Origin of the sequence: Mesorhizobium sp. M0563, assembly GCF_040321065.1 — a bacterium.
GTDB lineage: Bacteria > Pseudomonadota > Alphaproteobacteria > Rhizobiales > Rhizobiaceae > Mesorhizobium.
The window spans coordinates 82,070-101,824 of record NZ_JAMYQV010000025.1 but is presented as its reverse complement, the minus strand read 5'-3'; the positions used below and the strand labels follow the sequence as shown (position 1 = coordinate 101,824).

Sequence of the window (19,755 nt, the reverse complement as noted above, 5' to 3'; positions counted from 1 at the left end):
CCGACGCCGTCGTCGTCGCCGAGCCGGAACCCGCTGAATACGTCAAGATTTGCGACGTCTACGGCGCTGGCTACTTCTACATCCCCGGCACCGAAATCTGCATGCGCATCGGCGGCTACGTCCGCTATGACATCTCCGCCGGCGATGCGGGCGCGTTCACTGGTGCCCGTTACCAAGACCTTTCGGAAGCCTTGGAAGGCAGGGACGATGTCAACGACGGCTATTTCAAGCAGGCTCGCTTCACGCTGAGGACCTATACCGGCCAGGAAACCGAGATGGGCACCTTGAAGACCTACACCGAGACCCGCTTCAACTGGGGAACCGGTTATCACGGGGTCGATCTCGACGGCAACCCGGCCACCCCTGATGCACAATTCTCCAGCTTTGGCAGCAGAGGCGTTTCGCTGAACTTCGCCTGGATCCAGCTCGGTGGTCTCCGCGTCGGTAAGGACGAAACGGCCTTCAATACGTTCACCGGTTACGCCGGCAACGTCATCAACGATACGCTGGTTCCCTACGGCGGCTTCGACACCAACGTCATCCAGTACTACTTCGATGCCGGCAACGGCTTCTCGGCCGTGGCGTCGTTGGAAACCGGTGAAGGCTTTATCCTCAACGACGACAACACCGCGCTCCACCTGGGTCACGATTCGATCGACAGCTATGTTCCATATGTCGTCGGCGGCGTGAAATACACGCAGGGCTGGGGTTCGATCTCGGGCGTCATTGCCTATGACAGCGCAGTGGAAGAATGGACAGGCAAGGCTCGCCTGGACGTGACGCCGATGCAGAACCTGACGCTGTTCCTGATGGCCGGCTACGGTTCGGACGACAATATCCCACGCAACTTCTACAAGCAGTGGAGCGGCAACTGGGCAGTTTGGGGTGGTGGCACTTACACCATCAACGAGAAGACCTCGTTCAACCTTCAGGCGGCGTATGACGAAGGCGAGAACGTCGGCATCGCGGCGAACATTGCCTACGACATCGTTCCCGGCTTCACGATCACGGCCGAAGTCGACTACCTGCACTTCGGTGACAACAATTTCGACAATTGGACCGGTGCTACCGACGAAAACAGCATCGGCGGTGTCCTCCGCTTCCAGCGCTCGTTCTAAGGGCTGGACTTAAGCAACTGAAATCCAGCCCGGGCGCTTCAACGCCCGGGCTGTTTTATTTTCGCGACTGGTAGCAAACAGAAGGAAAAGGGGGTTCGGTAGCTGAACAGGGTTGTGGAACGATGTCGTTGGGATCCACCACTGGTGGATGAAATCGGCCGCAACGCTTAAAACTCTTGAAAGGGCACCGCCAAGCAGGTAGGTCTAGGCCTATCCACTCGGGGGTGTGGCGAATAATGACGAACGATGCGATTCAAGAGGGAGGGACCTCTGATCATTTTTCGATGTTTTCTTCTCAAACTGCAAAGATAAAATACAGTTACAACAAGATACGAGAAGTAAAGTCGCACAGGATCGGAGAACTTTTTTCAGCATACCGGGATATACTTTGGGATGATGGGCGGCATAAGTACAATGTCAGCTCGTTCATCGGCGAAATAGACGAGATTCTCCTTGGGGAGCGTTTCAGCGCCTTTGACCAAAGCACCCTCGACAACCTTATCGGCACCTTGCGCCAGCGCGGCAACAGCAACGCAACCATCAACCGGAAGATGGCTGCCCTCAGCAAACTGCTGCGCAAGGCTCACAAGATGGGGGATATCCACAGCCTGCCCGAGTTCCGCCGCCAGAAAGAGCGGGCGGGACGGATTCGTTTCCTCGAAAGGGACGAGGAGGCTCGGCTGTTTGCCGCCATCAAAAGCCGCAGCGAGGACGCCTATCGGCTTTCCGTCTTTCTCGTCGACACCGGTTGCCGCCTCGGCGAAGCGCTGGGCTTGATCTGGAACGATATCCAGGAGCACCGCGTCAGTTTCTGGATCACCAAGTCCGGCCGCAGCCGCACCATCCCGATGACCGAGCGGGTAAAAGAGGTGATCAAGCTGCCGGCCACCGAGGGCCGCCGGCCTAAAGGCCCGTTCACCAAGCTTAGCCAGGCGCAGTTTCGTGCCATCTGGAACGATGCCAAGGCCGAAGTCGGGCTTGGCGCCGACGATCAGGTCGTGCCGCACATATTGCGCCATACATGCGCCTCGCGTCTCGTCCAGGGCGGCATCGATATCAGGCGTGTGCAGATGTGGCTCGGCCACCAGACGCTGTCCATGACCATGCGCTACGCCCATCTGGCCACCAACGATCTCGACGGTTGCGTCACCGTGCTTGAGACGCCGCGGTACAGTGGTTCGGACGACGGCGGGGCAAGTCCGTTGTCCTCTCCACCTTCGGCAAGGCGGGAACCAAAAGGTGAGCCGGCCGCAAGCAAGGCACCAAAGCCCGCGAAGAGAAGCGCCAAATCCTGACGGTTTGGGTGGATCTGGCGTAAGTCGGTCGATCTGACAACGGATTGCAGGCCAATACATCAAGTCGGCGCTGCCCCTCACCCTTACCCTCTCCCCGTGAAAAAACGGGGAGAGGGGAGTTCGTCAGCGTTGCGGCCGTCTGTCCTTCTCCCGTCACTACACGGGGAGAAGGTGCCAGCAGGCGGATGAGGGGCGGCGCCGACATCCAACAATTATTCTCCGGGACGCCAGCAGAGCTGTTAATCGCTGCCAGAATGCTTCACAGGTACAAGATAAGGCAGAGAGTTACTTAAACTTACCGTGGTTTTACTTCCAACCGCTCCGCCGCTCCACCCGATCGAAAAAACCAGCGATCCTGCCCGGCAGGATCCCGGACTCCAAAAACGGTGCATGCCCCTGGCCGTCAGCGGTGATCGTCTCGATATCGGTATGGCGCGTCCGCATCTGCTCGAGCGTTTCGGCGGACAGCAGCTTCGAGTTGGCGCCGCGTATGACGAGCATTGGGATGGGCGCCAGCGCGTCGAACTGTGGCCAAAGATCGGGCATCGGCCGGCTGGGATCGAGGCCCGCCAGCGTATCGACCAGTTTCGGATCGAAATCGGGCAGAAATCCCTCCTCGGTCTCGCGGTAGAGGGCTGACGCCATCCGCTCCCAATCCGCATCGGTCAGCGCCGCAAAATCGGCGCCATGGGTGCTGCGCAGGCCGCGGACCACCTCTGCGTACGCCTTCGGCCTGGGCGCGGGGTCGAGATAGGAGCGGATATGGGCGAGCCCTTGCGTCTCGATCACCGGGCCGATGTCGTTGAGGACGACGGCCTTCAGCACGGCCGGCCGCATCGCCCCGAGCACATGGATGATCAGTCCGCCGCGCGACGTGCCGATGAAGGCAGCCTCCTCGATGCTCAGCGCCGCCAGCCCGGCGAGAATATCGCCAGCTTCGATGCCGATATTGTAATGGCCGATATCGGCATCGTAGGCGGACTGCCCGCGCCCGCGATAGTCGAAAGCGACGACCTTGCGCTTCGCCTGCGTCGACAGATAAAGCGCCAGCTCGTGAAAATCACGGCAATTGCGGGTCAGGCCGGGCAGGCAAACGACTGGCCAGCGGCCGGAATTCGCTTCGCCGTAGATGCGGGCGTGCAGGGACAGCCCGTCCGGCGCGGCGTAGAAGAAATCGGAGAAACCCTGCTCGGTTGCCATGTGGACTCCGTTCCTCTCGCTGCTGGCTTGTTTCAACTGCTACAGGCGAGGGGCCGGTAGGGTCAAATAGGGGAGGCGCCGAAGTTGCAGGGTCCCTCAAGGGGGAGATTGGCTGTCATCGTCGCTTTCGCCAAGTTTCGTCGGATGCAGAAAGGCACTGTCCACGAAGCTGGGACCCTTGGGGAGATGTCCGGCAGGACATGGCGGGCCGCTGTCCGCCAACTCGACGTCCGGAACTTTCAAAGCCTGAAACAAAAACCCGCCTCGTTGGGCGGGTCGTCGGTGCGAATCAGCACTATGGTTAAATTAGTAGCATAGCTGCCGGCACAAAGCAAGAACAAAATACGCTGTGACCGGCAAACTTGGCTTGAAGCCCGGTCGTCACCCCCGGCCGTTCACCAGATCCCCGACAATGTCGTACTTGCCGGAGATACGCATCTTGTAGACCTCGTAATTCTCCATCACGCGCTGGACGTAACTTCTTGTTTCCGTATAGGGAATCCGCTCGATCCAGTCGACGACGGCATCGACGTCCTTGCCGCGCGGATCGCCGTATTTCGCCACCCACTGGGCGGCGCGGGCGGGGCCGGCATTGTAGCCGGCGAAGGTCAGCACGTAGGAGCCGTCGAAACGGCCGAGCTGCTCGCCGAGAAAGGCAGCGCCCAGCGTTGCATTGTAGCCGGCATCGGTGGTCAGCCGGGCCTGAGAAAATGTCATGCCGGCCTTCTTCGCCAATTGCTTGGCGGTGCCTGGCATTAGTTGCAGCAGTCCGCGCGCGCCGGCGCTGGAGATTGCGCCGATGTTGAACTCGCTTTCCTGGCGGGCAATCGCATAGGCCAGCGCCTTGCCCGAGCCGGAGATGTTGGCGGTGTCGGGAATGACGCCGAGCGGATGCGACAGCGCGCCGACATCGATGCCGCGGGCGCCGGCGATCTTGCCGATCTTCAGCGCCATGAAATGGTTGCCTTGTCTTTCCGCCAACACCGCAAGCAGCGCCAGTTCGCCGGGGTTGTTCAGCTGCCCGGCGAGGTCGCGGTAGAGCGTCTCGGCATAGCGGTCATAGCCGGCCTCCTGCAGCCGCTTGATGGCGCTGACCGCCTCGCGGGTGGCGAAATTCTGGCGGTCGGCGGCACTTGGCTGGGGGTAGACGATGTTGAGGGTCTGCCGGCCGACGCGCTCGCCGGCGAGCTGGCCGTAAAAGGTCGTGCCGTAGCTTGCGGCGCGGCTGAAATAATCCTTGGCATTGCCGGGGCCGCCGACTTCGGCGGCGCGGCCGAGCCAATAATAGGCGCGCGACAGCGACATTGGCCCTTGGGCGAGCTCCGCGATTCGCGCAAAATGCTTGGCGGCGATGCTCGGGTCCTTGAGGCCGCGCAGCGCGTACCAGCCGGCATGGAATTCCGCCTCGGCAGCATTGGCGGGACTTTCGGCGGCATGCGCGGCGACTATTCTGTAGGCGGTCTTCATGTCGCTCTGGTCGACCAGCTCGCGCGACAGCACCCGGCGCTCGACCCACCAGGCGTCCGGATCGACCAGAGCGTCGCGGTCGCCCGGCGCCTTCATCACCAGCGCGGCGGCGTCGGAAAATTTCTGCTGCTTGCGCAGATATTCGGCTTCGGCAAAGAGATAGCCGGCCGCCCGCTGCGCTGCCGGCACCGCCTTCAGCAGCTTGGCCGCGTTCTTGTCGCCTTTGGTGACCGCCGCCCAGGCATCGGCCAATTGCTGGGCGCCGGCGAGACCGGCGACGCGCAGCGCCGAAGCGACCCGGTCGGCATAAAACATGCGCTCCATGCGGAAGCGATGGTCGGCGGCCGGGATCAGCGCACCGAACTCGCGAATGACCGCCGCCTCGTCCCTGGCTTCGAGCTTTTCGGTGCGCCAGAATGGCGACAGCACCGAGCGCGCCGCCTTGGTATCGCCCAGCGCTACATAGGAGCGGGCCAGGATCAGCACGCCCTCGAAGGTCAGCGGCTGGCTGCCGTCGAACGCCCGCACCACGATCTGCGGCGTGGGGTTCTCGCGATAGAGCGCGCGCTCGCTGTTCCTGCGCAAGGCGATCGTACCCGGCCAGTTCGGCAGCATCTTTGCCGCATCGGCGATGTCGCCGCTCGGCACCTGGTCGCCGCCATAGAGCGCGATCGCCCAGGCAAGGATGTGCCGGTCGAGCGATTTGGCCGGCAGCGCTTCGCGCACCTGGCGCGCGCGCGCAATGTCGTTTGCCGCCAGCGCATCGAGACCGCTCTTCAGCACCGCGACGCTCGCGGACGGGGACTGCTGCACCGCATCGTTCTGCGGCTCGGTCATCGGAATCGCCGACGTAACCTGCACATCGACGCTGCTGCCGATCGCCGCGCCGGGAATCAGGGCGACGATCGCGCCGATAAGCGCGAAAAGATGAGGCCGCCTGATCGGCATGGATTTGGTCATCCCCGTTCTTCGACGCTACAACAGACACAGATGAATTGAAGCTTACTCGTCTGTGATGAAGGGCCCGTAAAGAAAACCTTCTCGAGGTCATTCGAATTGCAATTGCTGGCGCAATGCTTGCCGCGCAACAATGTCGAGACTATGGTGCGCCGCTTCGCTTTCGGCTAGAAGGCGCGCACGACAAACCCGAAAGTCCCCAAGGAGTTGGACGACATGCTGAGAGGCTCGCTGACCGCGCTCGTCACACCGTTCGAAAAGAGCGGCCGTTTCGACGAGAAAGCCTTTCGCGCCTTCATCGCCTGGCAGATCGCCGAAGGCACGACGGGCGTGGTCCCGGTCGGCACCACAGGCGAGTCGCCGACGCTGTCGCATGACGAGCACCGCCAAGTCGTCAAGGTCTGCATCGAGGTCGCCAAGGGCCGGGTTCCTATCGTTGCCGGCGCCGGCTCCAACAACACCGAAGAGGCGGTTGGCCTGGTCCAGTATGCCGAGAAGGCGGGCGCCGACGCGGCCCTTGTCGTCACGCCCTATTACAACAGGCCGACGCAGCGCGGCCTCTACGCGCATTTCGCCGCCGTCGCCAAGGCTACCAGCCTGCCGATCATCATCTACAACATTCCGCCCCGCTCGGTGGTCGACATGAGCCCGGAGACGATGGGGCAATTGGTGCACGACTTCAAGAACATCGTCGGCGTCAAGGATGCCACCGGCAAGGTCGAGCGGGTTTCGGAGCAGCGCGCCACCTGCGGCAAGGATTTCTTCCAGCTCTCCGGCGAGGACGCCTCGGCCCTCGGCTTCAACGCGCATGGCGGCGTCGGCTGCATCTCGGTGACGGCAAATGTCGCGCCCAGACTCTGCGCCGAATTCCAGGAGGCGACGCTTTCCGGCGACAGCGCCAAGGCGCTCGACCTGCAGGACCGTCTGTTGCCACTGCACAAGGCGATTTTCCTGGAACCCGGCGTTTCCGGCGCGAAATATGCGCTGTCGAAGCTGGGCAAGGTCGAGAACGTGCTGCGCTCGCCGCTAATGACGGTCGAGCCGTCGACCGCCGAGAAGATCGACGCGGCGATGAAGCACGCCGGCTTGATAAATTAGGGATGAGGCGCCACCTCTCCGCATCATGAATCAAGTCAGAAAAGCCGATCCCAACAACAAGACCGTTGCGGAAAACCGCAAGGCGCGGTTTTCCTATGAGGTGCTCGACACGATCGAGGCCGGCCTGGTGCTGACCGGTACCGAAGTGAAGTCGCTGCGCCAGGGCCAGGCCAATATCCAGGACAGCTATGCCTCGGTCGAGGGCGGCGAGATTTGGCTGATCAACTCCTATTTGCCGGAATATCTGCAGGCCAACCGCTTCAACCACGAGCCGCGCCGACGCCGCAAACTCCTGCTCAACAAGCGCGAGATGGCCAAGCTGTCGCAGAGCGTCGACCGCGAAGGCATGACGCTGGTGCCGCTGAAGATCTATTTCAACGACCAAGGGCGGGCGAAGGTGCTGCTCGCCGTCGGCCGCGGCAAGAAGCTGCACGACAAGCGTGAGACCGAAAAGCAGCGCGACTGGTCGCGCGAGAAGGGCCGGCTGCTGAAAGAGCGAGGGTGAGGAGAGGTCCGCGAAGCGGACGAAAAGCCAGTGATTTGGCTTTTCGAGCGACGAACGCCCGGAGCCATGGCGGAGGGCAGGGCGGACCAATAGGGATAGGTCTCGTTTGAAAAACCGGATCGTCTTGTGGGGCGCGGCCGGTCTGCTCCTGGCGGGCCTCGTCCTGGCCGGCGGCTATGCCTACTTCCAGACGTTTTCTCCGGACCGCGGCAAATATCCGGTCAGGGGCATCGACGTTTCCCATCATCAGCGGCAGATCGACTGGCGGCGTGTTGCCGCCGACGATGTCGCCTTCGCCGTTATCAAGGCAACTGAAGGCGGCGACCATGTCGACGATGCCTTCGCCGCCAATTTGCGTGCGGCCCGCGCCGCCGGCCTTGCCGTCGGCGCCTATCACTTCTTCACCTTCTGCAGGCCGGGTGCCGATCAGGCACGCAACTTCATCTCGGTGGTGCCGCGCGATCAGCCTTTGCTGCCGCCGGTGGTAGACATCGAGTTCGGCGGCAATTGCCCGCAGCGGCCAACTCCCGAACAGTTGAGCGCCGAACTCTCAGCCTTCCTCGGCCCGGTCGAAGCAGCGTTCGGCAAGACGGCGATCCTCTATGTGACCGACGAGGCCGCGCAAGCCTATGCCGGGCAGATAGCCGGCCGCCCGCGTTGGCTGCGTTCGCTGGCGCTGCGGCCAGGCCATAACGACTGGATTTACTGGCAGTACCACAACAGGGGCCGCGTCGACGGCATCAGCGGCGACGTCGACCTGAATGTTCTCCAAGGCGGGCCGGCGACGCTGGCCGCGTTGTTTGCCGCAGCGCCTGAAGCGACGGCGTCGGATTGACGCTATTCCTGTCCAGCGAGAGCACCCTCAGTGGGCGATGACGGGAACGACGAAGCCTTCGCCAAGGTGGCTATTCATATCGCAGGCGGCGCCGTGCTAAGTACATTTGATGCCGGAGCGCCCTTCATCAGCCAATGACAGCAACGCCCCGCCTGCTGCGACGGACGGTGGGGATCCCCGCCTGGCGTTTGTCTATGCGGAGGCGGTGCGTGGCCTCCAACACCAGCAGGGCGTGGTTGAAAGTCTCAATACGCGCGCTGGAAATCTGATTTTTGCAACTGCGTTCGCGAGTTCTCTCCTTGGGGGCAGGGCGCTCCTGGATGGCGTGGGGCCTTGGGACTGGCTGGCGCTGACATTGCTTTTTCTTATCGGACTGCTGGTCGCGATTATGGTGTGGCCATATTATAACTATACGTTCCGTTTCGATCCCGAGAAGCTGCTCCAGGATTTCGTCGATCAGCATCCTCCCGCAACCATGGATGGGATGCACCGAGCGCTTGCGCTGCGCATCAAATCCGACATGGCCAGCAATTGGCGGATCATCCAACGCCTGCGCGTCGCGCTGCAGCTTGCACTGTTACTATGGTTGCTGGATCTCTTGGCCTGGTTGTTCGCGATCACCCGAATCTAGGGCTTGTGCGCCGGCGGGCGTCGTCCGGCTCTCAGTCTTCAGAAAAGCTTCTATCTGACTGAAAACGTTGACGAACATGGCTTGCGTCAGTACGCCCGTATTGGTGTTGTAGCGCGAGCAATGATAGCTGGAAAACAGCGCGATGCCATTGGCCTGCTGCTGCCCACCATGCTGGAACGGATAGGCGGCGACGCGCTGGCCGAGCGCCCGCACGGTCGACTGGTGCGCGATCGAGCCCAGCGCCAGCACGGCGCGCAGGTTTGGAAATCGGGCGATCGTCGGTACCAGGAACGTCCGGCAGGTGGCTATCTCGGCACCAACCGGCTTGTTCTCCGGCGGCACGCAGCGCACCGCATTGGTAATCGCCGTACCGACAAGCTCCAGCCCGTCATCTGGTCGCGCTTTGAATTCGCCGCGCGCAAAGCCGTGCGCGATTAGCGTATTGTAGAGCAGATCACCGGCAAAATCGCCGGTGAAGGGGCGCCCCGTCCGGTTCGCGCCGCGCAGGCCAGGCGCCAGCCCGACGATCAGCAAGCGCACCGCATCCTCGCCTTCCGGCGGCAAAAAGGTCGGCACTGGCGCGTTGAACCAGGACGGCTCGCGCTGCCGCCACTCGGCGATGAAGTCGTGCAGCCGCGGACAAAGCGGGCAGTCGCGATCGGGTTCGGGAGAGGCGGCCAGGGGCGCGGTCAAGGCAACGACCGTCAATAGTCTTCCTCGTCGACTTCGGCCGGCTCGGACCGGCGTACCGGCCGCTCCGACGGATCGCGGCCGACTTCATTCTTGAGCGCCATCAAGTCGATGAAATGGTCGGCCTGGCGGCGCAGGTCATCGGAGATCATCGGCGGCTGCGATGCCATGGTCGAGACGATCGAGACCTTGCGCCCACGCCGCTGCAGCGCCTCGACCAGCGTGCGGAAATCGCCGTCACCTGAGAAGATGACATAATGGTCGACGACATCGGCGAGCTCGAGCGCATCGACGGTCAGCTCGATATCCATATTGCCCTTGATCTTGCGGCGGCCGGTCGAGTCGGTGAATTCCTTGGCTGGCTTGGTCACCACCTTGAAGCCGTTATAATCTAGCCAGTCGATCAGCGGCCGAATCGAGGAGTATTCCTGATCCTCGACCAGCGCGGTGTAGTAATAAGCGCGCAGCAGATAGCCGCGTTTCTGGAAGCTCGACAGAAGTTTGCGGTAGTCGATGTCAAAGCCCAGCGCGCGCGAGGTGGCGTAGAGATTGGCACCGTCGATAAAGAGAGCGATTTTTTCACGAGGATCGAACATGGAAAATGTCCTTTTTCGAAATAAGCGGTCGTCTAAATGCGTGGCGACTATCGGCCGGTCTGATAATAGACCTGTTGGCCTTCATCGTTCGAGATAACGCCAGTTTTACGGCAATCCAAGGCACCATGCGGCACCGCAAGCAATTGTGATCGGCGCTGCGTCGTCGCAGGCGGCCCGCGTCAGAGCTGGGCACCGCCATAAAAGCTTGTATTTTGGCGGCGTTCGGGTTATGGACCGCGCCTGTTTTCCATCAAATCCAGGCATGAAAGGGGCAACTCATGGCCCGCGTAACCGTTGAAGATTGCATCGACAAGGTCGACAACCGCTTCGAGCTGGTGCTCCTGGCCGGCCACCGCGCCCGTCAAATCAGCCAGGGCGCGCAGATTACCGTACCTCGCGACAACGACAAGAATCCGGTCGTTGCGCTCCGCGAAATCGCCGACGAGACGTTATCGCCGGACGACCTCAAGGAAGATCTCATCCATTCGCTGCAGAAGCATGTCGAGGTCGACGAGCCGGAAGCCGATGGCGAGGCGATTGCCGACCAGACCGGCAGTGCCGTTGCGGCCACCGATGCCGACGACGCCGAGGACAACGTCACCTTCGATCGCATGACCGAAGAAGACCTGTTGGCCGGCATCGAAGGGCTGGTACCGCCGGAAAAAAGCGACGATTATTGATCTTAGCAACAACTGCCGACACTTTCGCGTCGGCAGTTTCGTGGCTATCTATGACATGCGCCGTACGTCAGTGCGGCGCATGATTCATTTCAGCATTGCGAGATCCCGCCATGATGCGTCAGTATGAGCTTGTCGAGCGCGTCCAGCGCTACAAGCCTGACGTCAACGAGGCGCTGCTCAACAAGGCCTATGTCTACGCCATGCAGAAGCATGGCCACCAGAAGCGCGCCTCCGGCGATCCCTATTTCTCGCATCCGCTCGAAGTCGCCGCCATCCTCACCGAAATGCACATGGACGAGGCGACGATTGCCGTTGCCTTGCTGCACGACACGATCGAGGACACCACGGCGACCAGGGCCGAGATCGACGAATTGTTCGGCCCGGAAATGGGCAAGCTGGTCGAAGGCCTGACCAAGCTGAAGAAGCTCGACCTCGTTTCGAAGAAGGCCGAGCAGGCGGAGAACCTGCGCAAGCTGTTGCTGGCGATCTCGGAAGATGTGCGCGTGCTTCTGGTCAAGCTCGCCGACCGCCTGCACAATATGCGCACCCTCGACCATGTGCCGGAAGCCAAGCGCCTGCGCATTGCCGAAGAGACGATGGACATCTACGCGCCGCTGGCCGGCCGCATGGGCATGCAAGGCATGCGCGAGGAGCTGGAGGAGATCGCCTTCCGCTTCATCAATCCCGAAGCCTACCGCGCCGTCACCGCGCGGCTTGCCGAAATTTTCGAGCGCAACAAGGGCGTGCTGTCCGAGATCGAGAAGGCGCTATCCACGCTGTTCGACAAATATTCGATCAAGGCCGAGGTCAAGAGCCGGCAGAAGAAGCCGTGGTCGGTGTTCCGCAAGATGGAGGCCAAGGCGCTGTCGTTCGAGCAGTTGTCCGACATTTTCGGCTTCCGCGTCGTTGTCGAGACGGTCGAGGACTGCTATCGCGCGCTCGGCGCCATCCACACCACCTGGTCGATGGTGCCCGGCCGTTTCAAGGACTATATCTCGACGCCGAAGCAGAACGACTACCGCTCGATCCACACCACCATCGTCGGCCCGTCGCGCCAGCGCGTCGAATTGCAGATCCGCACCTACCAGATGAACAAGATCGCCGAATACGGCGTCGCCGCTCATTCGATCTATAAAGATACCGGCGGCAAGATGAATGGTGCCGCCCATGCGATCTCGAAGGAGACCAATGCCTATGCCTGGCTGCGGCGCACCATCGAGCAGCTTGCCGAAGGCGACAATCCCGAGGACTTTCTCGAAAACACCAAGCTGGAACTGTTCCAGGACCAGGTGTTCTGCTTTACGCCGAAAGGCATGCTGATCGCGCTGCCGCGCGGCGCCACGCCGATCGACTTTGCCTATGCCGTCCACACCGACGTTGGCGACACTTGCGTCGGCGCCAAGGTCAATGGCCGCATCATGCCGCTGATGACGGAGCTGAAGAACGGCGACGAGGTCGAGATCATCCGCTCGAAGGCGCAGGTGCCGCCGGCGGCGTGGGAATCGGTGGTCGTTACCGGCAAGGCGCGCTCGGCCATCCGCCGTGCCACCAAGAACGCTATCCGCAAGCAATATTCGGGTCTCGGTATCCGCATTCTGGAGCGCGCCTTCGAACGGTCCGGCAAGACCTTCACCAAGGAAAACCTGAAGCCGGTGCTGCACCGGCTGGCACGCAAGGACATCGAGGATGTACTGGCCTCGGTCGGGCGTGGCGAACTTGCCTCTACCGATGTCATGAAGGCGGTGTTTCCCGACTACAAGGACGAGCGCGTCACGCTGGTCGCGCCCAAGCAGCGCGAGGAGGGCTGGTCGAAGATCCGCAACGCCGCCGGCATGCTGTTCCAGATTCCGGGCCGCGCCGCACGCAAGGACAAGAACCAGCCGCGTGACGATGCGGTGCCGATCCGCGGTGTGCGCGGCGATCTGCCGGTGCGCTTCGCGCCGGAGGGGGCGGTGCCCGGCGACCGCATCGTCGGCATCGTGCAGCCGGGAACCGGCATCACCATCTATCCGATCCAGTCGCCGGCGTTGCAGGCCTTTGACGACCAGCCCGAGCGCTGGATCGACGTGCGCTGGGATATTGACGAGCGCACCAAGGAGCGGTTCCCGGCGCGTGTCTCGGTCACCGCCATCAACGCACCGGGTTCGCTGGCCGACATTGCGCAGGTCGTCGCATCCAACGATGCCAACATCCACACTTTATCGATGGTGCGCACCGCGCCCGATTTCACCGAAATGCTGATCGATCTCGAAGTGTGGGATCTTAAGCACTTGAACCGGCTGCTGTCGCAGCTAAAGGACAATTCGAGCGTCAGCGACGCGCGACGCGTGAATGGGTGAATAGTGAATAGTGAATAGTGAAAGAGGGTGCTCTCACTACTCACTACTATTCACCATTCACTATTCACCATGACATGGAGCGAACGATGAATACCGACGAAGTGCTGGGCATTTTCCGCGAGGCCGGCGCCGTTCTCGAAGGGCATTTTATCCTGACGTCCGGCCTGCGCAGCCCGGTCTTATTGCAAAAGGCGCGCGTTTTCATGCATGCCGACAAGACCGAGCGCTTGTGCAAGGCGCTGGCCGAAAAGATCCGCGCTGGCGTTCCCGGCAGGATCGACTATGTCGTCGGCCCAGCGATCGGCGGGCTGATCCCGGCCTATGAGACCTCGCGCCATCTTGGTGCGCCGGCGATCTGGGTCGAGCGGGAAGGGGGCGAATTCAGGCTCCGCCGTTTCGAAATCGCCAAGGGGTCGCGCGTTGTCATTGTCGAGGACATCGTCACCACCGGCCTGTCGATCCGCGAGACCATCGACTGCCTGCGCGGCCTTGGCGCCGAAGTCGTTGCCGCTGCATGCATTATCGACCGCTCGGCCGGCAAGACAGATGTCGGCGTGCCGCTGATCGCGCTCGCCGAATACGAGGTTCCGGCCTATCCGGCCGACAGGCTGCCGCCCGAGCTTGCCGCCATACCGGCGATCAAGCCGGGCAGCCGCAATTTATAACGGAGCGCCGCCGTGATCACCGGCATCGATCATTTCGTGCTGACAGTTCGTTCGGTAGACGATAGCTGCGCCTTCTATCAGCGCGTGCTTGGCTTCAAGCGCCTCGACGAGCCGGACCGACCAACGGCGCTGCTGTTTGGAACGCAAAAGATCAATGTGCATGAGGTCGGGCGCACCTTCGAGCCGAAGGCCAAGGCGCCGACTCCCGGCTCTGGGGATTTCTGTCTTGTTGCCGCCCGGCCGCTCACCGAGATATGCGCCAGCCTCGCGGCCAACGGCGTAGCCATAGAGGTCGGCCCGGTCGAGCGTATCGGCGCCTGTGGCCCGATGATGTCGGTCTATTTCCGTGACCCGGACGGCAACCTCGTCGAGGTCAGCGAGTATCGTTCCTGAGGCTCCTCAAATTCGCCGCGATCATGCCCTGTTCAGAATGGCGATACCCAAGGCTGCCGCAAGTGGCGACCGAGCGGATGCCGTCGGCCTCGTTGTTCTTCGGCTAGCACATCGCTATATCAAAGTCGTAGTTGCCTTTCGGTGACCGCAAAGCGCAGCATAGGGCTGTCGCGCCCCGGCTGGGAAAAGCCGGCGCGAAGCCATTGATGGAACTAGGAACAGGAACAGAGTGCTTTTTCGACGGCGCAAGCCTGATGGTTTTTTCGAGCGGGTGCGTACTTATTTGTGGCCGCGCCGCTCTTTCTCGCGCTCGCTGCGGTATTTTTCCAAGCGCATCCTGCGGCTTAGGGCCACGCCGCATGCCGTGGCCGCCGGTGTTGCGGCGGGCGTATTCGCGTCTTTTTTCCCGCTTGGCTTCCACTTCATCATTGCCGCCATGCTGTGCTGGCTGATCGCCGGCAATCTGGTCGCGGCAGCACTCGGCACGGTCTTCGGCAATCCCCTGACCTTTCCGCTGCTATGGGCCGCCTCCTGGGAGGTCGGCAAGCTGATCCTGCATGAACACCTGCCGGCGCATGGCCCACCCGCGCATCTCGGCGACATGCTGCATAATCTTTCCTTTGCGCAGTTGTGGGGACCGGTGCTTAAGCCGATGACCATTGGCGCAATACCGCTTGGCTTGGTTTTCGGCCTGCTGTTTTACGGCATTACCCGCTGGGGTATGGTCACTTTCCACGAGCAGCGCCGCAAGCGTCTGGCCGAAAGAGCCGCAAAGGCTGGAAAAACCGGGCCGGAAGTTCCTGCCGAATGATTATCGGTATCGGCAGCGACCTCATCGACATCAGACGCATTGAGAAGTCGCTGGAACGTCATGGCCAGCGCTTCATCCAACGCATCTACACCGAGATCGAACAGGCGCGCTCCGAAAACCGCGCGGCGCGTGCGGCCTCCTATGCCAAGCGTTTCGCTGCCAAGGAGGCCTGCGCCAAGGCATTGGGCACCGGTCTGGCGCAGGGTGTGTTCTGGCGCGACATGGGCGTCGTCAACCTGGCCAGCGGCAAGCCGACCATGGCGCTGACCAACGGGGCGGCAGCGCGGCTGGACGAAATCCTGCCTGAAGGGCACCGCGCCGTGATCCACCTCACCATCACCGATGATTTTCCGCTCGCTCAAGCCTTTGTGATCATTGAAGCGTTGCCGGTCGAAGAAGCGCCACATTGATTGCATCTGACGACCGGCATGACGTTGCCCAGCGCGCGCCGAGACTCTATACCATCCAACGCACAATCGAGGACGACATGAGCGTGGCTGAAAAAACCCAGAAGAAATCCGGCGGACTTGGCGAAACCGTCAGCGTCATCGTCCAGGCCCTGCTGCTTGCGCTGGTCATCCGCACGCTCCTGTTCCAGCCGTTCTCGATCCCGTCCGGTTCGATGCGGCCGACTTTGCTCGAAGGCGACTATCTCTTCGTCACCAAATGGTCTTACGGCTTCTCCCGCTACTCGCTGCCGTTCGGGCCGAACATCTTTTCGGGCCGCATCTGGGGCTCCGAGCCGAAGCGCGGCGACGTGGTGGTGTTCAAGTTTCCGCCGGACCCTTCCGTCGACTACATCAAGCGCGTCGTCGGCCTGCCGGGCGACAAGATCCAGGTCAAGGATGGCCAGCTCTTCATCAACGACGTCGCTGTGCCACGCGTCAAGGTCGGGCAGATCGACAACCACGACATCACCGAGGAGAACGGGCCGGTCGATGTCTATCGCGAGACGCTGCCGAACGGCGTCACCTACGACACGCTCGACCTGACACAGGCTTCGATCGGCGACAACACCAAAGAGTTCAAGGTGCCGCCCGGTCACTATTTCATGATGGGCGACAATCGCGACAACTCGTCCGACAGCCGCTTCACCGTCGGCTTCGTGCCGGAAGAGAATTTGGTCGGCCGCGCCAACCTCATCTTCTTCTCGATCGGCGGCAGCGCCAGCCCGCTCGAAATCTGGAAATGGCCGTCGCAGATGCGCGCCTCGCGCCTGTTCCATTTCGTCAATTAGGACCATGGCGGCGACAAAACGGCTGACCGCCGATGCGCTCGCCGAGGCGCTCAAGGAGCGCACCGGCCACAGTTTTGGCGACCACCAACGCCTGCAGCGGGCGCTGACCCATGCCAGCGCTCGCGGCAGTCATGCCGGCATCGACTACGAACGCTTCGAATTCCTGGGCGACCGCGTTCTCGGCCTTGTCGTTGCCGATATGCTGCTGGCGGCATTTCCCGACGCTGCCGAGGGTGAGCTGTCGCTCAGATTGAACGCCCTGGTCAACGCCGAGGCCCTGGCGGAAATCGCCGAGGAGATCGGCCTGCCGGAACTCATTCGCGCCGGTTCGGACGTACGCGGCCTCGATGGGCGCAAGCGCGTCAATCTGCGCGCCGACGCACTGGAATCGCTCATCGCCGTGCTCTATCTCGACGGCGGGTTGGAAGCGGCCCGTGCCTTCATCCACAGGTACTGGCAACCGCGCTCACAAGCCATCGACGCCGCCCGCCGCGATGCGAAGACCGAACTTCAGGAATGGGCGCATCAGGCGGCAGGCGCGGTGCCGGTTTACATAATCGACAGCCGCGAGGGACCGGACCACGATCCGCTGTTCACCGTCAGCGTCAAGGTCGGCGCCTATCCGCCAGCGACCGGCAGCGGGCGCTCCAAGCGCGAGGCAGAGCAGGCGGCAGCCGCGGCACTTCTGCAGCGGGAAGGCGTCTGGCTCAATCAAGGGAGTGCCGCATGACCGCCACCGAAGCTCCGGCAACAGAAGCTCCCGCTACCCGCTCCGGCTTCGTCGCGCTGATCGGCGCGCCCAATGCCGGGAAATCGACGCTGGTCAACCAATTGGTCGGCGCCAAGGTATCGATCGTGACGCACAAGGTGCAGACCACGCGCGCCATCGTGCGCGGCATTGCCACCCACAACAACGCGCAGATCGTCTTCGTCGACACGCCGGGCATATTCAAGCCGAAGCGCCGGCTGGACACCGCGATGGTGACCACAGCCTGGGGCGGTGCCAAGGACGCCGATATCGTGCTGCTCTTGATCGATGCCGAGCGCGGCATCCGGGGCGATGCCGACGCCATCCTCGAGCGGCTGAAGGATGTCCGGCAGCCGATGGTGTTGATCCTCAACAAGGTCGATCGGGTCAAGCACGAGACGTTGCTGGCATTGTCGGCGGCAGCCAACGAAAGGGTGCCGTTCAAGCGCACCTTCATGGTTTCGGCGCTGACCGGGTCCGGCTGCAAGGACCTGCTCGACTATCTCGCCGAGACCTTGCCGGCCGGACCTTGGTACTACCCGGAAGACCAGATCTCTGACCTGCCGATGCGCCAACTCGCGGCCGAGATCACCCGCGAAAAGCTCTATCTCAGGCTGCATCAGGAACTGCCCTATTCCTCCCACATCGAGACCGAGAAATGGGAAGAGAAGAAGGACGGCTCGGTGCGCATCGACCAGACCATCTATGTCGAGCGCGACAGCCAGAAGAAGATCGTGCTCGGTCATAAGGGCGAGACGATCCGCGCCATCGGCCAGGCCGCGCGCATGGAAATATCAGGCATACTCGAGCAGAAGGTGCACCTCTTCCTGTTCGTCAAAGTGCGCGAGAACTGGGGCGACGATCCCGAGCGCTACCGTGAAATGGGGCTCGAATTTCCGCACTGAGCCTGTTTGGGCGATCCGCCGAGCGGCCTGTTGGCCGCCGCCTCAGGATTACCCAAGTGCCAGCGACACGCCGTCGGCAAGATGTTCGGCATCGGAGGCGTTTTCGAAGGGGATGCCCGTTCTTGCATAGTCGAGCGGCGAGAGATTGGAGCCGTCGGCGCTGATCAGCGCAGCCTGGCGCCTTGCCGCCTGCATCTCGCCCAGCTGAGCGTAACAGGCGGCAAGCCGGGTGCGGATCCATGGCCTCGGTCGCGTCGCCAGCTCCAGCGCCTCGGCAGCCGTGCGGTATTCGCCCAGCATGTATAGCGCGAGCGCGCGATCGTACTGATACCAATGAGGGTCCAGCGGGTTGATGCGGATGGCGCGTGCCAGCCAGGCGAGCGCGTCGAGCGGCCGGCAGCGCATCGTCAACAGATGCCCCATCTGCTCGATACAGTCCGCGTCGCCCGATTGAGCTCGAGCGCGATGCGCAAGTGATGCTCGGCCGCCTCGTGCTCACGCATATTGAGCCGTACCAGCGACTGGATGCGGTGTGCCGTTGCCTGGTCCGGCGACAATGCGATGCCCCGGTCGGCCAGGTCGCGGGCCTTCGTCAGAACGGCGTCGCTGGTGGGTCCGAATTCGCTGTTAAGCACATGCGACAGCGCCAGATAGGTGTAAGCGAGGCCATAGGCCGGGTCTCTGACGATCGCCGCTTCGAAAAACGCTGCCGCTTCTTTCAGTTCGCTTTGCGCCGGATCGCGCAGCAAAGCGACGCCGCGCAGCACCAGTTCATGGGCGGCGAGGCTGGCTACCGGCTGCCGCGAGGCACGTTGCAGGCCGGCATTGTTCACCCGAACCACCAGCCGGCCGACGATCTTTTCGACGATCTCCTGCTGGATGGCGGACAGCCCGGCGTAATCGGCCTGGTGGCGATCCCCCCAGAGCTGGGAAGCGCTGGCTGCGTCAACGAGATTGACCGCACAGACGATGCTGTCTGCGTGCCGGCGCACCGAACCCTCGATGAGATAATCGGCGCCGATGCGCGAACGCACGACAGGCCATTCACTGGGCGAATATGAGGCAAACGAGAAGCTCGAATTGCGCGCCAGGACCGTCAGCGTGTCGAAGCGGGCGAGGCCGTTGATAATGTCTTCGGCAATACCGTCGACGATCGCTTCGTCGGCCGGATCGGCGCTGTCATTGCGGAACCTGAGCACCGCCACGATCGGCTGTGCGCCGGGTTCGGGCACCGGTTCGATTTCAGGGATCAGCATGTAGCCGCGCTTCGATACGGTCCGTATAGTTTCCTCGCCGAGCACCTTGCGGATCTCGCGAATCAACTGCGTCAGCGAATCCTCGGTGACGAAAACACCCGGCCAGACCGCATCCATCAGTTCCGACTTCGGCACCACACGGCCGATATGGCGGGCGAGATGCGTCAGCAATGCGTAGGCTTTCGGCCGCAGGAAGGCCGGCTGTTCGGCCCGGCCGAGCGTACCTTTGCCCAGATCGAGCGTGAAACCGCCAAACTGAAAAACCTGGTCAGTGGCCGAACCCGCCATCGAGACGGCCCGCTCCCTGAAGCCGTGCCTTTATTGGCCTA

21 protein-coding genes are annotated in these 19,755 nt (G+C 62.2%); 15 read left to right on the top strand and 6 right to left on the bottom strand.

Annotation, left to right across the window (positions count from 1 at the left end; all coding sequences use genetic code 11):
- A partial coding sequence (locus NKI50_RS26225) for a porin (protein WP_352718031.1) occupies positions 1-1,118 on the top strand: 1,118 nt, incomplete at its 5' end.
- Positions 1,119-1,354: 236 nt separating this feature from the next.
- Entirely contained in the window at positions 1,355-2,413 is a 1,059-nt protein-coding gene (locus tag NKI50_RS26220) for a site-specific integrase (protein WP_198030509.1), read from the top strand.
- 306 nt (positions 2,414-2,719) lie between these two features.
- Here NKI50_RS26220 and NKI50_RS26215 read toward each other — a convergent pair whose 3' ends face one another.
- Both NKI50_RS26215 and NKI50_RS26210 read right to left on the bottom strand, forming a co-directional pair.
- Positions 2,720-3,613, bottom strand: a complete 894-nt coding sequence (locus NKI50_RS26215; protein WP_352718029.1) for an alpha/beta fold hydrolase — start codon at positions 3,611-3,613, stop codon at positions 2,720-2,722.
- 381 nt (positions 3,614-3,994) lie between these two features.
- Complete coding sequence (locus NKI50_RS26210; RefSeq protein ID WP_352494886.1) at positions 3,995-6,028, bottom strand: lytic transglycosylase domain-containing protein; 2,034 nt, start codon at positions 6,026-6,028, stop codon at positions 3,995-3,997.
- 225 nt (positions 6,029-6,253) lie between these two features.
- On the opposite strand from NKI50_RS26210, the gene dapA reads away from it, so the two are divergent.
- The 4 genes from dapA (at position 6,254) to NKI50_RS26190 (ending at position 9,106) form a co-directional block, all read left to right on the top strand.
- Positions 6,254-7,135: a 4-hydroxy-tetrahydrodipicolinate synthase gene (gene dapA / locus NKI50_RS26205; RefSeq protein WP_352718027.1), complete on the top strand. Its 882-nt coding sequence runs from the start codon at positions 6,254-6,256 to the stop codon at positions 7,133-7,135.
- Between the two features lie 25 nt (positions 7,136-7,160).
- The gene (gene smpB / locus NKI50_RS26200; protein ID WP_023719895.1) at positions 7,161-7,640 is read left to right on the top strand and encodes an SsrA-binding protein SmpB; all 480 of its coding nucleotides are present in this window, start codon (positions 7,161-7,163) and stop codon (positions 7,638-7,640) included.
- Positions 7,641-7,746: 106 nt separating this feature from the next.
- Positions 7,747-8,475: a GH25 family lysozyme gene (locus NKI50_RS26195; RefSeq protein ID WP_023719894.1), complete on the top strand. Its 729-nt coding sequence runs from the start codon at positions 7,747-7,749 to the stop codon at positions 8,473-8,475.
- A 109-nt stretch (positions 8,476-8,584) separates the two neighbouring features.
- Positions 8,585-9,106, top strand: coding sequence for a hypothetical protein (locus tag NKI50_RS26190; protein ID WP_245278618.1), 522 nt, complete (start codon positions 8,585-8,587; stop codon positions 9,104-9,106).
- Here the strand turns inward: NKI50_RS26190 and NKI50_RS26185 are convergent.
- Both NKI50_RS26185 and NKI50_RS26180 read right to left on the bottom strand, forming a co-directional pair.
- A complete protein-coding gene (locus NKI50_RS26185) occupies positions 9,056-9,814 on the bottom strand; it encodes a uracil-DNA glycosylase (RefSeq protein WP_245278617.1) in 759 nt (252 codons plus the stop codon). The two genes, NKI50_RS26190 and NKI50_RS26185, sit on opposite strands and share 51 nt — an antisense overlap.
- A complete protein-coding gene (locus NKI50_RS26180; RefSeq protein WP_023719891.1) occupies positions 9,811-10,392 on the bottom strand; it encodes a LabA-like NYN domain-containing protein in 582 nt (193 codons plus the stop codon). The genes NKI50_RS26185 and NKI50_RS26180 overlap by 4 nt, the downstream gene beginning before the upstream one ends.
- A 278-nt stretch (positions 10,393-10,670) precedes the next feature.
- Here NKI50_RS26180 and rpoZ point away from each other — a divergent pair, with 278 nt between their 5' ends.
- The 9 genes from rpoZ (at position 10,671) to era (ending at position 18,170) form a co-directional block, all read left to right on the top strand.
- A complete protein-coding gene (rpoZ, locus tag NKI50_RS26175) occupies positions 10,671-11,072 on the top strand; it encodes a DNA-directed RNA polymerase subunit omega (protein ID WP_023719890.1) in 402 nt (133 codons plus the stop codon).
- A 110-nt stretch (positions 11,073-11,182) separates the two neighbouring features.
- On the top strand, positions 11,183-13,411 hold the full coding sequence (locus NKI50_RS26170) for a RelA/SpoT family protein (RefSeq protein ID WP_023719889.1): 2,229 nt from the start codon (positions 11,183-11,185) through the stop codon (positions 13,409-13,411).
- 86 nt (positions 13,412-13,497) lie between these two features.
- Positions 13,498-14,076 carry an orotate phosphoribosyltransferase gene (gene pyrE, locus NKI50_RS26165; protein WP_352718024.1) on the top strand — a complete coding sequence of 193 codons (579 nt, stop codon included), beginning with the start codon at positions 13,498-13,500 and terminating at the stop codon, positions 14,074-14,076.
- 12 nt (positions 14,077-14,088) lie between these two features.
- Complete coding sequence (locus NKI50_RS26160) at positions 14,089-14,469, top strand: VOC family protein (protein ID WP_023719887.1); 381 nt, start codon at positions 14,089-14,091, stop codon at positions 14,467-14,469.
- 229 nt (positions 14,470-14,698) lie between these two features.
- A complete protein-coding gene (locus NKI50_RS26155; protein WP_023719886.1) occupies positions 14,699-15,280 on the top strand; it encodes a DUF2062 domain-containing protein in 582 nt (193 codons plus the stop codon).
- Positions 15,277-15,690 (top strand): holo-ACP synthase, encoded by a 414-nt coding sequence (acpS, locus tag NKI50_RS26150; RefSeq protein WP_023719885.1) that lies wholly within the window; start codon positions 15,277-15,279, stop codon positions 15,688-15,690. The genes NKI50_RS26155 and acpS overlap by 4 nt, the downstream gene beginning before the upstream one ends.
- 77 nt (positions 15,691-15,767) lie before the next feature.
- Entirely contained in the window at positions 15,768-16,517 is a 750-nt protein-coding gene (gene lepB, locus NKI50_RS26145; RefSeq protein WP_023719884.1) for a signal peptidase I, read from the top strand.
- A gap of 4 nt (positions 16,518-16,521) precedes the next feature.
- Entirely contained in the window at positions 16,522-17,247 is a 726-nt protein-coding gene (rnc, locus tag NKI50_RS26140) for a ribonuclease III (RefSeq protein ID WP_031194250.1), read from the top strand.
- Positions 17,244-18,170: a GTPase Era gene (gene era / locus NKI50_RS26135; RefSeq protein ID WP_023719882.1), complete on the top strand. Its 927-nt coding sequence runs from the start codon at positions 17,244-17,246 to the stop codon at positions 18,168-18,170. The genes rnc and era overlap by 4 nt, the downstream gene beginning before the upstream one ends.
- A 48-nt stretch (positions 18,171-18,218) precedes the next feature.
- Here the strand turns inward: era and NKI50_RS26130 are convergent, their stop codons facing one another.
- Both NKI50_RS26130 and NKI50_RS26125 read right to left on the bottom strand, forming a co-directional pair.
- On the bottom strand, positions 18,219-18,593 hold the full coding sequence (locus NKI50_RS26130) for a hypothetical protein (protein ID WP_352639524.1): 375 nt from the start codon (positions 18,591-18,593) through the stop codon (positions 18,219-18,221).
- Positions 18,578-19,714, bottom strand: coding sequence for a winged helix-turn-helix domain-containing protein (locus NKI50_RS26125; RefSeq protein ID WP_352718021.1), 1,137 nt, complete (start codon positions 19,712-19,714; stop codon positions 18,578-18,580). Before NKI50_RS26125 ends, NKI50_RS26130 begins: the two co-directional genes overlap by 16 nt.
- Positions 19,715-19,755 lie beyond the last annotated feature (41 nt).

Excerpts from the sequence above, each read along its gene's own strand:
- NKI50_RS26220 (WP_198030509.1), top strand. The coding sequence starts at position 1,355 with ATGACGAACGATGCGATTCAAGAGGGAGGGACCTCTGATCATTTTTCG.
- NKI50_RS26215 (WP_352718029.1), bottom strand. The coding sequence starts at position 3,613 with ATGGCAACCGAGCAGGGTTTCTCCGATTTCTTCTACGCCGCGCCGGAC.
- NKI50_RS26210 (WP_352494886.1), bottom strand. The coding sequence starts at position 6,028 with ATGCCGATCAGGCGGCCTCATCTTTTCGCGCTTATCGGCGCGATCGTC.
- dapA (WP_352718027.1), top strand. The coding sequence starts at position 6,254 with ATGCTGAGAGGCTCGCTGACCGCGCTCGTCACACCGTTCGAAAAGAGC.
- smpB (WP_023719895.1), top strand. The coding sequence starts at position 7,161 with ATGAATCAAGTCAGAAAAGCCGATCCCAACAACAAGACCGTTGCGGAA.
- NKI50_RS26190 (WP_245278618.1), top strand. The coding sequence starts at position 8,585 with ATGCCGGAGCGCCCTTCATCAGCCAATGACAGCAACGCCCCGCCTGCT.
- NKI50_RS26180 (WP_023719891.1), bottom strand. The coding sequence starts at position 10,392 with ATGTTCGATCCTCGTGAAAAAATCGCTCTCTTTATCGACGGTGCCAAT.
- rpoZ (WP_023719890.1), top strand. The coding sequence starts at position 10,671 with ATGGCCCGCGTAACCGTTGAAGATTGCATCGACAAGGTCGACAACCGC.
- NKI50_RS26170 (WP_023719889.1), top strand. The coding sequence starts at position 11,183 with ATGATGCGTCAGTATGAGCTTGTCGAGCGCGTCCAGCGCTACAAGCCT.
- pyrE (WP_352718024.1), top strand. The coding sequence starts at position 13,498 with ATGAATACCGACGAAGTGCTGGGCATTTTCCGCGAGGCCGGCGCCGTT.
- acpS (WP_023719885.1), top strand. The coding sequence starts at position 15,277 with ATGATTATCGGTATCGGCAGCGACCTCATCGACATCAGACGCATTGAG.
- lepB (WP_023719884.1), top strand. The coding sequence starts at position 15,768 with ATGAGCGTGGCTGAAAAAACCCAGAAGAAATCCGGCGGACTTGGCGAA.
- rnc (WP_031194250.1), top strand. The coding sequence starts at position 16,522 with ATGGCGGCGACAAAACGGCTGACCGCCGATGCGCTCGCCGAGGCGCTC.
- era (WP_023719882.1), top strand. The coding sequence starts at position 17,244 with ATGACCGCCACCGAAGCTCCGGCAACAGAAGCTCCCGCTACCCGCTCC.
- NKI50_RS26130 (WP_352639524.1), bottom strand. The coding sequence starts at position 18,593 with ATGGGGCATCTGTTGACGATGCGCTGCCGGCCGCTCGACGCGCTCGCC.
- NKI50_RS26125 (WP_352718021.1), bottom strand. The coding sequence starts at position 19,714 with ATGGCGGGTTCGGCCACTGACCAGGTTTTTCAGTTTGGCGGTTTCACG.